The sequence below is a fragment of the Micromonospora sp. BQ32 genome, assembly GCF_059358895.1.
In genome coordinates, this window is record NZ_JCADBI010000004.1 from 310,334 (window position 1) to 324,015 (window position 13,682).

Genomic DNA, 13,682 nt, shown 5'->3' on the forward strand with positions numbered 1-13,682 from the left:
GCCGGACGGGACATCAATGGCACGGTGATCACGGGCCCCGTGTATGTGCAGGTGGCGGCGGGTCGGTTCGACCGGCTCAACGACGCGATTTTCGACCCGGCACCGCTGGCTGAGCAGCTGGATCTGGCTCGGTTTCAGGGCCGCAACGATCTGATCGCCCGCATCGATGAGCGGATTGTCGCCCAGGGCCGCGGCTACGTGGTCATCCGCGGTGAGGCCGGAGTCGGTAAGAGCGCCCTGGCCGCGCATCTGGCGTGGACTCGTCCGTGTGCGTACCACTTCACCCGCCTCGACGGTGGTGCGCGCAGTCCGATAGAGGCCCGCAAGAGTCTGGCTGCGCAGCTGATCGGCGGGTGGGATCTGGGCGGTCGCTTTGCACCGGGCGACATGTTTCCGGCTGCCGCGGACCGGCCGGACTGGCTAGCCAAGGTCATTCGTGCGGCGGCGGCCGAGCGCGACCGGCGCGATCCGCAGCGACAGCCGTTGGTGCTGGTCGTTGACGGTTTAGACGAGGCCGAGCCTGATGCACCCGATATGGGTACCGGCATCCCGCTCGGCTTGCCTACCCCGGACGCGTTGCCGGTCGGGGTGTACATCGTGGCAACCAGCCGATACGGGCTACCGCTGGCCGCGCTACGCGATCCCCAGAGGGTTGGCTGGTCCCAGATCACCGTGGAAGGTGAGGACAATCTCGCCGACATGGCCGCCTACCTGAACGCGGCTACTACGGGACCCACCCCCGACCTAGTCCTGGTCGATGTCCTAGCCGGCCACGGTGTGCCAGCAGAGGCGTTCAACAAGACACTGATGGATCGCTGCCGCGGAGTCTGGATCTACCTGCGGTATGTGCTCGATGAGATCCGCGCAGGACTGCGTCCCCCGGACGACGTCGCGTGCCTGCCCGACCGTCTGCGCGGCTACTACGAACTACAGATCCGACGGTGGGCGATTCACCCAGATTGGGCGCACCTGCATCTACCAGCCCTGGGTGTGCTGGCCGCGCTGCAACGCCCAGCCACCAGCGGCGACCTTGCCGACATCCTCGGCATCGGTCGGTCAACTGGCGCCCAGCAGCTCGCACCCTGGCTCGACGGGCCCGCCCGCGCGTTTCTCGACGTCATTACCGGCGTGGACCGGCAGCGTACCTACCGGGTCCGGCACCAAAGCCTGCGCGACCTGTTCACCGCCCACCCACACATCGACCCCGAAGACGAAGACCCCGTCGAAGCCGGCCTCAGCGATCAGCTCTACACCGTCTGGACGGCTGCCCACCAGGCGATCACCCGCTGGCTGACCCCCCAACCGGAGGCCAGCGGCCGGCGCGACTGGACCCGCATCGACGACTACACGCGATTGCAACTCCCCGCCCACGCCGCCGCCGGCGCCACCCTCGACCCGCTCATGAGCGACCCGGACTTTCTGTTGACCTGCCCAGCCGGACAGATTCTGCGCCACCGGCATGCCCTGGTAACACGCGAAGGGTTGGCGGTCGCGGCGGCACTAGAGGCGGCCGCTAACGAATGGGCCGCCCGGCCCGAGACTGACCGGTCTTGGTGGCTCCACGTTTCGGCACGTAAGACCCGGGCTGTCGCTCTCGCCGACGCCCTAGCGGCTCAGGAGCCCGCATGGCCTTGGACCGCCCAAGCCGCCTTCTGGTCCGGCATCACCCACCGGACCTTCATTGGCCACACCAGGGAGGTCTCGGCCGTCGCGGTACTGCCCAGTGCGGATGGTGGCCACCGCATCGTCTCCGGCGGCGATGACGGGTCGGTGCGGGTGTGGGATCCGGACAGCGGCAGCCAGGTCGCAATGCTTACCGGCCACACCAGCGGGGTGCGGGCGGTGACGGTGCTGCCCCGCCCAGATGGCCGGCATCACATTGTTTCCGGCGGCGATGACGGGTCGGTGCGGGTGTGGGATCCGGACAGCGGCAGCCAGGTCGCAATGCTTACCGGCCACACCAGCGGGGTGCGGGCGGTGACGGTGCTGCCCCGCCCAGATGGCCGGCATCACATTGTTTCCGGCGGCGACAGGTCGGTGCGGGTGTGGGACCCGGATACGGCTACCCAGGTAATCGAGCTGACCCGGCGCGTCGGGGAGGTGTGGGCGGTGGCCGTGCTGCCAACTCGGGATGGGCAGCACCGCATCGTCGCCGGTTACAACAGGGGGCCGGTACGGGTGTGGGACCCGGACAGCGGCGCCCAGGTGACAAAACTTACCGGCCATACCAGGGGGGTGCGGGCGGTGACGGTGCTGCCCACCCAGGATGGCCGGCACCGCATCATCTCGGGCAGCGACGATCGGTCACTGCGAGTGTGGGACCCCGACAGCGGAACCCAGGTCACAAAGCTGACCGGCCATGCCGGGGCGGCGTGGGCCTTAGCGGTGTGGCCCGACGCGGACGGACGGCAACGCATCGTCTCCGGCGGCGACAGGTCGGTACGAGCGTGGGACGCGGCCAGCGGCGCACAGGTCGTCGAGCTGAGTGGCCACACGGGAGCCGTGAGGGCAGTGGCGGTGCTACCCACTCAAGACAGCCGCCGCCGCATTGTCTCCGGCTGCAACGACGGGTCAGTGCGAGTGTGGGACCCGGACAGCAGCAGGCGGGCTGTCGCGCTGACCGGCCACACAGGCGCTTTGCGGGCAGTGGCGGTGCTGCCCGGTCAACGTGGCCGGCACCGCATTGTCTCCGGTTGCAACGACGGGTCGGTGCGAGTGTGGGATCCGGACACCGGCACGCAGGCTGTTGACCTGGCCGCGCATATCGGAGCGGTGTGGGCGCTGACAGTGCTGCCTGACCCGGACGGCCGCCATCTCATCGTTTCAGCCGGCAACGACGGAGCCGTGCGAGTGTGGAACCCGGACACCGGCACGCAGGCTGGCGAACTGACCGGACACAGCGGAGCGGTATGGGCGGTGACGGTGCTCCCATACCCGAACGGCCGACACCGAATTGTCTCTGCCGGCCATGACGGGTCCGTCCGGGTATGGGACCCTGACACTGGCCGGCAAACCGCAATGCTTACCGGCCACCACAGAGGGGTACGCGCGGTGGCGGTGCTATCCGACCCGGATGGCCAGCGTCGCATTGTCACGGGTAGCGACGACAAGTCGGTGCGGGTGTGGGACCCAGACGCTGGCATCCAAGTCGCGAAGCTGCCCGGCCACCCGAGAGCGGTGCGGGCGGTGGTCGTGCTGCCCGACCCGGGTGGCCGGCACCGCATCGTCTCGGGCAGCGACGACGGATCGTTGCGGGTACGGGTGTGGAACCCGGACCGCGACACGCAGGTGGTGAAGCTGACCGGCCACACCGACCTGGTATCGGCGCTGGCGGTGCTACCTGGCCCGGACGGCCGCCACCGCATCGTCTCCGCTAGCTACGACGGGTCCGTTCGGATGTGGGACGCGGACAGCGGTGCCCAAGTCGACGAACTCACCGGCCACGTCGGGGCGGTGCGGGCGGTGGCGGTGCTACCCGGCCTAGATGGACGGCACCGCATCGTCACCGGAGGCAACGACCGTTCAGTGATGGCCTGGGCGCAAGCCTCCGATAATTCACGCGGGTAGTGCTGAGGCGGTCGAGGACCACTGGAATGCCCGCTTCAGATGGCCGACCGGTCGGGGTGAGTGACCCGAGGAGGGCTGCGACGTCGGGGGCGATGGCCTAGCGGAGCATTCCGACACCGAGGGTGGGGCAGGGAACCCGTCGTCATGTGAAAGGCCGGTCACTGTCCCTGCACGAGGTCAGGACGTGTCGGGTCCGGTCCCCGGTCCAGGCCGCTTCGAGGATCGCGGTCAGGCTGGCGGTGTCGGTCGGGCCTGGATGGTTCTGTATCAAGCGGGTGACGCCACTGGCCATCTCCGCGAAGCGCGGGAGGTCGGCGCGTGCCACGCCGATGTCCGCCAGGGTGGGAGGGATGCCGATGTCGGCAAGGAGCCCGTCGAGCCAGGTGAGGAACGTGTCTGCGGCCTCGGCATCCGAGGCGTCGGTCACGTCGAGCCCGCACACCCGGGCGAGGATGGCCAACCGGTCGCCGATGGCATCCCTGGCCGCGTCCAGCGCGTAGGGCAGCAGCAGCCCGACGCCCAGGCCGTGCGGTGTGTGCGTGGCTGCGCCGATGGGGTACTGGAGAGCGTGCGGGGCCGCGTTGCCCGCGTGGGAGAAGGCGAGCCCGGCGAGCATGGACCCATAGGACATGTCCGCGCGCGCGTCCGTGTCGCCTCCGTCCCTGACAGCACGGCGCAAGCTACGGGCGATCCGCTCCGCGGCCAGGAGCGCGTAGTGGTCGGTGATCGGGTTGCGGCCGAGGAAGACCTGCTCCACCGGGTCGCGCGGTCCGTGGGCCCGGGGCCGCGCGGTGTAGCTCTCCACCGCGTGACACAACGCGTCGATGCCGGAGTGGGCGGTGACGGTCGCCGGGCAGGTGTAGGTGAGTTCGGGGTCGACGATGGCGAAGTCGGGCACGATGTGGACGCTGGAAACCCCCACCTTCAGCTCACGGTCCGGGTCGGTCAACACCGAGACGGGTGTGAGCTCGGAGCCGGTGCCTGACGTCGTCGGGACCGCGACGAGAGGAAACGTCGGCCCCGGCACCTTCGACTCGCCGTAGAAGTCGCGCGGCGTCCCACCGTGGCGCCGGATGACGCCGACGATTTTGGCGAGGTCGATCACCGTGCCACCCCCGATGGCGAGGATCACGTCGGCGTCCACCTCGGCGGCGACCGAGACGGCCAGGGCGACATCGGCGAGTGGCACGTCGGGAGTCGCGTCGGAAAACACCTCGACGGCCTCGACCTTCTCCCGCACGGCGGCCACGATCTCGGCCACGCCCGGCTGCCCCAGAAGAACCTGGTCGGTGACGATGAGGACTCGCGAGCCACTCTCGGCCACCACTCGTGGGATGTTCTGCGCGACCCCTTCGCCCACTATCAGCTGGCGTGGTCCGCGGACGGTCTCAAGCATGTCAGTGCCTCTCCGGAACGTCGGCGGCGATTTGCTGGGCGGACGTCCAGGTCGGCTCCATCGCGATGAAGACGTCGCCCTTGCTGGACGGGTGGGTCGGGTCGAGGGCCCCGCGGACTTCGTCGTCAAGGGCGGTACGAGTCCGGGTCGCGACCAGCGCCTCGGTCATGAGCCCGAGGGCTTCGCCGTTGGGACCGCCGAAGGGGCTGATCGCCCGCACCACCGCCGCGGCCGCGGCGGTGGTGCGCACACCGGGGGAGTGGCCGGCGTCCCGGGTGCCAGCGACTTCGTGCCGGCCATGGCCCGGGTCCCGTCCGCCGGGTGGAGGCCGGTCAGGTCGTGTGTGCACAGGGCGCGGTGATCCTCGGCGGGTGCCCGGAGCAGCGGGCCGGTCACGGTAGGTCGATCGCCGCGTAGGTGAGGTCGAGGTATTCAAGGATGCCCTCGTGCGACCCCTCCTTGCCGATCCCGGACTGCTTCACGCCGCCGAACGGAGCTGACGGGTCCGAGATCAGACCACGGTTGATGCCGACCATCCCCGTATCCAGCCCCTCGGTGAACCGGAGCGCCCGCTGGAGGTCACGGGTGAAGATGTATCCGACCAGGCCGTGCTCGGTGTCGTTGGCCTTCGCCAGCACCTCGTCGTCGGACGTGAACGAGATGATCGGCGCCACCGGGCCGAAGATCTCCGCCTTGAGCATCCGCGCGTCTTCGGGCACGTCGACGAGGACTGTGGGCGGGTAGAAGTGGCCCGGCCCATCCGGCCGCTCGCCGCCCACCAGGACCCGGGCGCCGCGATCGACCGCGTCGGCGACGAGCTCGTCGATCTTGGTGACCGAGGCATCGTCGATCAACGCCCCGACGTCCACGCCGTCGTCGAGACCGTGGCCCACCGAAAGCGCACCCATCCGCTCGGCGAAGCGCGCCGTGAACTCCTCGCGCACCGGCTCCTCGACGTAGATCCGGTTGGCCGCGATGCAGGACTCCCCGATGTTGCGCATCTTGGCCACCATGGCGCCGTCGAGCGCGACGTCCAGGTCAGCGTCCGCACACACGATCAAGGCCGCGTTGCCGCCTAGTTCCATGGAGGTACGCAGCACGTTGTCCGCGGCCTGTCGGAGCAGCACGCGCCCGACCTCGGTCGACCCGGTGAACGACAGCTTGCGGGTCCGACGGTCGGCCAGCAGCGCGGAGATCACCTCGCCGGAACGCTTGGTGGTCACCACGTTGACAACGCCCGGAGGAACGCCGACCTCCTCCATGATGCGGGCCAGGAGCAGCAAGGTGAGTGGCGTCTGGGCCGCAGGCTTGGTGATCGTCGTGCAGCCCGCGGCCAGCGCAGGAGCGATCTTGCGGGCACCCATGGCCAACGGAAAGTTCCAGGGCGTCACGAAGACGCACGGCCCGACGGGCTTCGGTACCGTGAGGACGCGATAGCCACCTGCGGGAGCGGTGCTGTAGCGCCCCTCGACGCGCACCGCCTCCTCGGCGAACCAACGGAAGAACTCGGCGCCGTAGGCCACCTCGCCCCGAGCCTCGGCGAGCGGCTTGCCCATCTCGAGCGTTATCAGCCGGGCGATTTCCTCGGATCGCTCGGTCAGTGCCCGGTACGTCGCTGTCAACAACTCCGACCGCTTCCGTGGCGGGGTCGCCGCCCACTCCGCCATTGCCTTGCTCGCCACGTCCAGAGCGGCGAGCCCGTCAACGACGTCGGCGTCCGCCACCTCGGCGATGGTCTTGCCGGTGGCCGGGTCCTCGACGGCAAAGGTGGCTCCGCTTGCGGCGTCGCGCCAGGCGTCGCCGATCCGGAGCCGCCGGTGCTCGGGGGCCAGGACGTCCATCGGGTCACTCATCGCGTCGCCTCCTGTGATCTTCTTCGTGATGTCCGGCGTACCTCAGCGATCGCGCTGTGCGCGGAGACGGACGGGTCACACGCCCTCGTCGGGGGCGAGGTTGCCGAGCGGATCGAAGGTGGCCGTGGCCCGGTCTGCGGGGCGACGTCCCGCGCCACCGATCGCCTTCCCGGGCCACGGCCGTCTCCGCGTCGTCAGGCCGTGCTCACTGGTGACGGTCCGCCGAGGCTCGATTGCCAGGTGCGGGAGCATGTGCCGTCGCCGCCCGACGCGGTTATCGCCCGGCCTCGGACAGCGACAGCCCGGTGTCCGCATCGAACAGGTGCGCACGGTCCAGGTCGACCGTGACACGCAGCCGTTCGCCCGGCGTGCCGGTGACAGTGGGTCGTGCCTTGACCTTGACGATCTCCGTCCCCACTCGGACGTCGACCACCGTTCGGTCACCGAGCGGCTCAAGCCCGTAGAGCTCCCCCGACAACGACGCATTCCCACGCTGCTCGACGGACAGGTCCTCCGCGCGCAGGCCCAGCAGCAGCGCACGACCGTCCTCGGCCGTGGTCCAGCGGGGCCGCGGCAGCGTCCAGCCTTCCGCACCGACCAGACGATCTCCCTCGGCGTGGCAGGCGAGCAGGCTGATCGGCGGGCTCCCGACGAATCCGGCGACCCACTGGTTGGCTGGCCGTTCGTACACCTCGGTCGGCGTTCCGACCTGTTGCACCTTCCCCTCCTTGAGGACCGCGACCTGGTCGGCCATGGACAGGGCCTCGACCTGGTCGTTGGTCACGTAGACGAAGGTCGCTCCGAGGCTCCGGTGGATGCGGGTTAGCTCGGTGCGCATCTCGACGCGGAGCTTGAGGTCGAGGTTCGTCAGCGGCTCGTCCATGAGAAACGCGCGCGGGCGACGGACCAGCGCCCGGGCCAGGGCGACACGCTGCATCTCACCGCCCGACAACTGCGCGGGACGACGCTGCAGCAGACGTTCGATGTGCAGCAGGCTCGACATCTGCTCGACGGCAGCGGCGATCTCGCCCGAAGAGCAGCGGCGTGCCCGCAGCGGCGACGCGATGTTCTCGTACACGGTGTGTCGCGGGTAGAGGGCGTAGCTCTGGAAGACCATGGCCAGGTCGCGCGCGGCCGGGGTGTCACCGGTCGCGTCCCTGCCGTCCAGATGCACCGACCCGGCGTCAAGCTTCTCAAGGCCCGCGATCGCTCGCAGGGTCGTCGTCTTGCCTGCTCCGGAGGGCCCGAGTACGACGAAGAACGAGCCGTCCGGCACGTCCAGCGTCACCCCGTCCAGGGCCTGGACTTTGCCGAAGGACTTGCGCAGCCCGTGCGCTGCCACGGTTCCCATCAGGCCACCAGCTCTTCCGTGCTCACGTCGTAGACCGCCGGGGTTCCGCCGGTGTGCCGCAGCCCGACCGTTGCGTCAGCGGCGAAACGGACAGTCGGGGGCATCCGAACCCGTACGTCGCGCTGGCCGCCGTGGTCGACCACGTAGATGATTTCGTCGCCCAGCCACTCCGCCGAGACCACGCGGGCCGGGACCGAACGTTCCGCCCCCGGTTCGGTGACTTCCAGCGCCTCCGGCCGGACGCCTGCGACCAGGCGGCGGTCGCGCGGCAGGCCCGGCGGTGGGGTGAGGACCAGTCCGCCCTGCCCGTGTAGCTTCCCGTCGGTCACCTCCACCTCGATGAGGTTCATCGGCGGGGAGCCGATGAATGCGGCGCAGAAAAGGCTCGCCGGACGGTCGTAGACCTCCAGCGGCGTGCCGATCTGCTCGACGCGGCCCTTGTTGAGGATGGCGATTCGGTGACCGAGCGACATCGCCTCGACCTGGTCGTGGGTGACGTAGACCATCGTCGCCCCCAGCTCCCCCTGCAGGTGCTTGATCTCCGTGCGCATGTCCGCCCTCAGCTCCGCGTCCAGATTGGTGAGAGGTTCGTCCATGAGGAAGGCGCGCGGTCGTCGCACCAGGGCGCGAGCGAGCGCGACGCGCTGCTGCTCCCCGCCGGAGAGCTGGCGCGGTCGCCGGTCCAGGAGCGGACCGAGCCGCATCAGCCGGGCGGCCTCGTTGACCCGCTCGTGCACCTCCGGCTTGGGCAGTCCCTCGGCTCGCAGCGGGAACGCCAGGTTGTCGCGGGTCTTCAGATGCGGGTAGAGGGCGTAGAACTGGAACACCATGGCGATGTCGCGCTCGGCGGGCGGCAGGTCGTTGACCAGCGTGTCGCCGATGCGGATGTCGCCCGTCGTCTGCCTCTCCAGGCCGGCGATGGCCCGCAGCGTGGTCGTCTTGCCGCAACCCGAGGGGCCGAGCATCACGAACAGCTCGCCGTGGCCGATGGACAGGTCCACGTGCTCAACTGCGACCGTCCCGTCCGGGTAGCGCTTGTGCAGGGCGGTCACCTCGATGCCCGCCATCAGCGTCGCACCGCCCCGAGCGTCACGCCGGCGATGAGGTGCTTGCGCACCAGGTACGCGAAGACGAGCACCGGTAGGGCGAACACCACGGAGGCGGCGGCCACGAGGCCCCAGTCTGTGGTGGTGCCGCCGATGAGGCCGGCGATGGCGGGTGGGGCCGTCCGGACGTCGTCGCTGGAGGTGAGGAAGGTGGCGAACACGAACTCGTTCCACGAGAAGATGAGTGCGAAGACCGCCGTCGCGGCGATGCCGGGCACGAGCAGGGGAAGGGTGAATCGCCGGAACGCCTGCAAACGGGTGTACCCGTCGAGCATGGCGGCATCCTCGTACTCCGCGGGCACCTCGTCGACGAACCCCTTCATCATCCAGATCGTGAACGGAACGTTGAACGCGGTGTAGATGAGGATCAAGCCGACCTTGTTGTCGATGAGGCCGACTTGGCGGTACATGAGGAAGATCGGGACCACGACCACCACGGGCGGCATGAAGCGCGTGGACAGGATGAAGAACAGTTGGTCCTTCTTGGCCTTCACGCCAAAGCGTGAGTAGGCCCAGGCCGCCGGGACCCCCAGCACGGTGGCCAACACCGTGGAGACCCCGGCGACCACGACGGAGTTGAGGAACGCGACGGACAAGGCCGAGCGACCACCGTCGGGGTCGACGAACACGTCCTTGTAGTGATCGAACGTAATCTTGAAGTCGAAGAACTTGGCTGGGATGGCGTAGACGTCCCGGTTCTCCTTGATGGACGTCTCGATCATCCACAGCACCGGGAAGAGCATCACGACGGCCAGCACGGTCAGCAGCGCGACCTCCAGCACGGAGCGGCCTCGGCCGCCAAGGCGGCGCGCGGGGGGCGTGTGATCCCGGGCAGGACCTGTGGACACGGCCTCGTCGACGGAGACGGCCATCAGCCCTCCTTGAGCTTGTTCAGGTAGCGCAGGTAGAACTGCGTGAGGACGATGACGACGAGGACCATGAGGATCCCGTACGCCGAAGCGGTTCCGGTGTTGAAGCCCAGGAACGCGACCTTGTAGATGTGGAACGACAACGTCTCGGTGGAGACACCCGGACCTCCGTTGGTGAGGATGTAGACGAGGTCGAACAGCCGGAACGCCTCGATGGCCCTGAACATCACGGCAATGAGAAGCAGTGGCCACACCAGCGGAAGAGTGATGGTGCGGAACCGGAACCACTCGGACGCCCGGTCGATCGAGGCGGCCTCGTAGAGGTACTTGGGAACCGCGGTAAGACCCGCGAGTGCGATGAGCATGATGAACGGCGTCCATTGCCAGGTGTCGACCACGATCAGGGAAAGCAATGCCGTTCGCTGTCGGGTGAGCCACTCCACCTGCCCCAGGCCGAGCGAGCCGAGCATGCTGTTGACCACGCCGAATTGCGCGTCGAGCATGAATCGCCAGAACAGCCCGACCACGACCGGCGACAGCATCATCGGAACCAGGAACAGAGTGGTCAGCACTCCTCGCCCATGCGTGCGCCGTGAGATCAGGTAGGCGATGCCGAATCCGAGCACGGTCTGCAGGCCGACCGCGCCGACCACGTAGATCAACGTCGTCAAGGCCCTCGTGTGGACCTGCGCCGACGTCAGGATGGCGGTGTAGTTCCCGAATCCGATGAAATTGGCGGGCCCCCCGCGGGTGGCCGAGTAGTCGGTGAAAGACAGGTACAACGCCCACAGCAACGGGAACACCGACATGGCGAGCAACAGCAGCATCGCGGGGGAGATGAAGGCCCCGGCGAGCCAGCGGTCGCTCAGCCGAGGGGACCGACCCCGGGCAGGTGGCCTCGCGGAGGCCACCTGCCCGGGATCGTCGGTTGTCAGAGGGACGGGCTCACTCACAGTCCGCCGCCGCCCTTGCGGCTGCTCGAGTCGAGCACGCTCTGCTGCTCCTTGGCGATGTCGTCGAGCGCATCCTTCGGCTTCTTCGCGCCGTTGAGAGCCGCGTTCACGTTGGTGTTCTCGATGTCGACGAGGCGCGCGTACTCGGGCACGTTCCACATGTCGCGCATCCGCGGAACCGAGTCGGTGTACACCTGGTTGAACGGCCCGGCGTTGAGGAACTCGGGGGACTCCAGGGCGTCCGTACGCGATGGCACGCCACCGGCCGCGGCCCACTTCTTCTGGATGTCAGCCCGCTCGAACCACTTCATGAAGTTCAGGGCCTCGGTCTGGTTTGCCGTGGCGGAGTAGGCCGACACGTGCATCCCCATACCGCCGAGAGGAACCAGGTTCGTCTTCTGGCTCGGCAGGGTGGCAAAACCCAACTTGTCGAGAATCTGCTCCCGGGTGGTGCCGAGCGTCGACTGCTTCGGATCGAGCAGGCCGCCGCTCGCGGCGATCCAGTTGAACGCGATGCATGCCTTGCCCTGGGCGACGGCCGCGTTCACCTCGTCGATGAACCAGTTGCCGGAGCCCTTGGCGGTCAGCGGCTTCATCTTGTTGACCAGGACGTCCATCGCCTCCTGGCCCGCAGCGTCGTTGATGACGCCATCGATCTTGCGCGTCTTGGAATCCCAGAGGTTGCCGCCGTAGACGCCGTTGACCGTGTTGTAGGTGACGGCCGCGGCATCGGAGCCGTTGGCCTGGTGGAAAGCCAGCCCGCTGACGCCCGGGTTGTCCGCCTGGCACTTCTCGGCGGCTGCGATCATCTGGTCCCAGGTCTGCGGCGGCTTGTCGCCGATCAGGTCCTTGCGGTAGATCATCGTCCAGGTGTCGCCGAGCAGCGGCAGTCCGTACAGGCTGGCGTTCTCGTCGCGCTTGCCGGTCTCCGCCTGGGGGAACTGGCCGTACGCCGCCAGGAGGTACGGGTTGTAGGCCGTGACGTCGATGTTCTCCTTGACGAAGTCGGTGAGGTCGAGGATGTTGCCGTTCGTCACGGCCTCGCCGATGTGTTGCGAGTCCAGGATCGCGATGTCGAAGTCGGTCTTGCGCGCCGCGAACTGGGTGAACATCGCGTCGTGCCAGTTCGCGTTCGGCACGGTGTTGACCTTGATGGTCGCGTTCGGCCGCTCCTTCTTGTACTCGGCGTTCGCGAACGCTTCCAATGCCTTGGCGGGCGGCCAGTCGAACCAGATGAAGCTGAGGGTCAGCGGGTCCTTGGTGAGCTCCGGGATGGTCGCCGGCGCCTTGGGGGCGCTCGCCTTCTCGCCGTCGTCCTTGCCCTCGCCACAAGCCGTCATGGTCGTGGCCACCAGCAGCATGGCCGCCGTCGCCAGCTGCACCTTTCGGCCGGGAGCGGACATTCTTCCTATTTGCTTCGGATAGCGCATTTCTATGCCTGCTTTCTGGGTGGGGACTTCTAGAACCTCGCTATGTGCTTCGCCGAGCAGTTGCTGGGTTGTTCAGGCGTGTCGCCGGGCTGTCGCGGGGGCCGACCCGCGGACCGGCGTCACGAGTGCGCCGCGATGTACTGGGTCTTCGTGCTGCCGAGAAGTCCTTCGGCCCATCTACGGCCGGTGACGGCCCGAGCAGGACGTCGAACATGCTTAGGGGAGCTTCAGGTGATCGAAGTAGAGCGATGGCGGGCGGCTCCGCCATGGGTGCAGGATGGCGGGCATCCTCCACCTTTCCTATACGATCCGAGTGGGGGCGTCAGCATCCCGCAGCGTTGCGATCGATGTCAACAGCTTCCCGAAGGCGCAAGGAAGGACCTCACGTCACGATGGACGACGAAGCGATGATCGCGCGGGGCCGCAGGGCCGTGACGGGCGGAACGCCGCCGGGAAGATCTGGTGGCCGGCTTGCCGACGAGGTGTACGACACGCTGCTCGGACAGCTGATGTCGCTACGGATCGAGCCTGGCTCCCGCGTCACGATCGACGTCCTGGCGCGAGAGCTGGGGGTCTCGCAGACGCCGATTCGCGACGCTCTGAACCGCATGGAGGCCGAGGGCCTGGTCGTGCGTGTGCCCCATGCCGGCTACCGCATTCCTCCCCAGATCACCCGTGACCGATTCGAGGACATGCTCGAGGTCCGCCTGCTCCTCGAGCCGGCGGCGGCGCGCAGATCCGCGGAACGCGCCTCCTTGGAGCAGGTGGCCGGTCTGCGACACATGCTGGAGGAGATGGCGGAGTTGGAGGGGGGCAACGGGCCGATGGCCTATGGCGCCTTCGGGCTACGTGACGCCGCTTTTCACGATCTCGTCGCTCTGAGCGCCGAGAACCAGGTCATCCGTGAAACGCTCGCTCGCCTGCACAGCCACGTGCACCTCTTCCGGCTTCACCACGACACCCAGGTCACTCACCTGGCCATGGCCGAGCATGAGGACATTGTGGCCGCGATCGCCGCGCGTGACCCGGACGCCGCCGCCTACGCGATGCGTCGGCACATCCTGCGGTCCGGCGAGCGTTTCCGACGGTTTTTCGACGAGGCCAAGGACGCGGATGCAATGGCGGTGGAGGCTTGACGGGCGCGCTGGGCCCAGGAA

10 protein-coding genes are annotated in these 13,682 nt (G+C 68.2%); 2 read left to right on the forward strand and 8 right to left on the reverse strand.

The window, feature by feature from the left end; genetic code table 11:
- Positions 1-39 precede the first annotated feature (39 nt).
- The gene (locus tag AC5L30_RS10960) at positions 40-3,567 is read left to right on the forward strand and encodes a hypothetical protein (RefSeq protein WP_494866906.1); all 3,528 of its coding nucleotides are present in this window, start codon (positions 40-42) and stop codon (positions 3,565-3,567) included.
- 142 nt (positions 3,568-3,709) lie between these two features.
- Here the strand turns inward: AC5L30_RS10960 and AC5L30_RS10965 are convergent, their stop codons facing one another.
- From AC5L30_RS10965 to AC5L30_RS11000, 8 genes are all read right to left on the reverse strand, one after another.
- The gene (locus AC5L30_RS10965; RefSeq protein ID WP_494866908.1) at positions 3,710-4,963 is read right to left on the reverse strand and encodes an iron-containing alcohol dehydrogenase; all 1,254 of its coding nucleotides are present in this window, start codon (positions 4,961-4,963) and stop codon (positions 3,710-3,712) included.
- 1 nt (position 4,964) lies between these two features.
- Positions 4,965-5,213, reverse strand: coding sequence for a hypothetical protein (locus tag AC5L30_RS10970; protein WP_494866909.1), 249 nt, complete (start codon positions 5,211-5,213; stop codon positions 4,965-4,967).
- A 142-nt stretch (positions 5,214-5,355) separates the two neighbouring features.
- Positions 5,356-6,816 (reverse strand): NAD-dependent succinate-semialdehyde dehydrogenase, encoded by a 1,461-nt coding sequence (locus tag AC5L30_RS10975; protein WP_494866910.1) that lies wholly within the window; start codon positions 6,814-6,816, stop codon positions 5,356-5,358.
- Positions 6,817-7,090: 274 nt separating this feature from the next.
- A complete protein-coding gene (locus AC5L30_RS10980; protein WP_494866911.1) occupies positions 7,091-8,167 on the reverse strand; it encodes an ABC transporter ATP-binding protein in 1,077 nt (358 codons plus the stop codon).
- Positions 8,167-9,234 carry an ABC transporter ATP-binding protein gene (locus tag AC5L30_RS10985; RefSeq protein WP_494866912.1) on the reverse strand — a complete coding sequence of 356 codons (1,068 nt, stop codon included), beginning with the start codon at positions 9,232-9,234 and terminating at the stop codon, positions 8,167-8,169. Before AC5L30_RS10985 ends, AC5L30_RS10980 begins: the two co-directional genes overlap by 1 nt.
- On the reverse strand, positions 9,234-10,145 hold the full coding sequence (locus AC5L30_RS10990; protein ID WP_494866914.1) for a carbohydrate ABC transporter permease: 912 nt from the start codon (positions 10,143-10,145) through the stop codon (positions 9,234-9,236). Before AC5L30_RS10990 ends, AC5L30_RS10985 begins: the two co-directional genes overlap by 1 nt.
- Positions 10,145-10,969, reverse strand: coding sequence for a carbohydrate ABC transporter permease (locus tag AC5L30_RS10995; RefSeq protein WP_258399431.1), 825 nt, complete (start codon positions 10,967-10,969; stop codon positions 10,145-10,147). Before AC5L30_RS10995 ends, AC5L30_RS10990 begins: the two co-directional genes overlap by 1 nt.
- 122 nt (positions 10,970-11,091) lie before the next feature.
- A complete protein-coding gene (locus tag AC5L30_RS11000; RefSeq protein ID WP_494866915.1) occupies positions 11,092-12,498 on the reverse strand; it encodes an extracellular solute-binding protein in 1,407 nt (468 codons plus the stop codon).
- A gap of 419 nt (positions 12,499-12,917) precedes the next feature.
- On the opposite strand from AC5L30_RS11000, the gene AC5L30_RS11005 reads away from it, so the two are divergent.
- Positions 12,918-13,661 (forward strand): GntR family transcriptional regulator, encoded by a 744-nt coding sequence (locus AC5L30_RS11005; protein WP_494866916.1) that lies wholly within the window; start codon positions 12,918-12,920, stop codon positions 13,659-13,661.
- Positions 13,662-13,682: the final 21 nt, after the last annotated feature.

Coding starts and splice junctions, on each gene's coding strand:
- AC5L30_RS10980 (WP_494866911.1), bottom strand. CDS start 8,167: ATGGGAACCGTGGCAGCGCACGGGCTGCGCAAGTCCTTCGGCAAAGTC.
- AC5L30_RS10990 (WP_494866914.1), bottom strand. CDS start 10,145: ATGGCCGTCTCCGTCGACGAGGCCGTGTCCACAGGTCCTGCCCGGGAT.
- AC5L30_RS10975 (WP_494866910.1), bottom strand. CDS start 6,816: ATGAGTGACCCGATGGACGTCCTGGCCCCCGAGCACCGGCGGCTCCGG.
- AC5L30_RS10995 (WP_258399431.1), bottom strand. CDS start 10,969: ATGCTGCTGTTGCTCGCCATGTCGGTGTTCCCGTTGCTGTGGGCGTTG.
- AC5L30_RS11005 (WP_494866916.1), top strand. CDS start 12,918: ATGGACGACGAAGCGATGATCGCGCGGGGCCGCAGGGCCGTGACGGGC.
- AC5L30_RS11000 (WP_494866915.1), bottom strand. CDS start 12,498: ATGTCCGCTCCCGGCCGAAAGGTGCAGCTGGCGACGGCGGCCATGCTG.
- AC5L30_RS10985 (WP_494866912.1), bottom strand. CDS start 9,234: ATGGCGGGCATCGAGGTGACCGCCCTGCACAAGCGCTACCCGGACGGG.
- AC5L30_RS10965 (WP_494866908.1), bottom strand. CDS start 4,963: ATGCTTGAGACCGTCCGCGGACCACGCCAGCTGATAGTGGGCGAAGGG.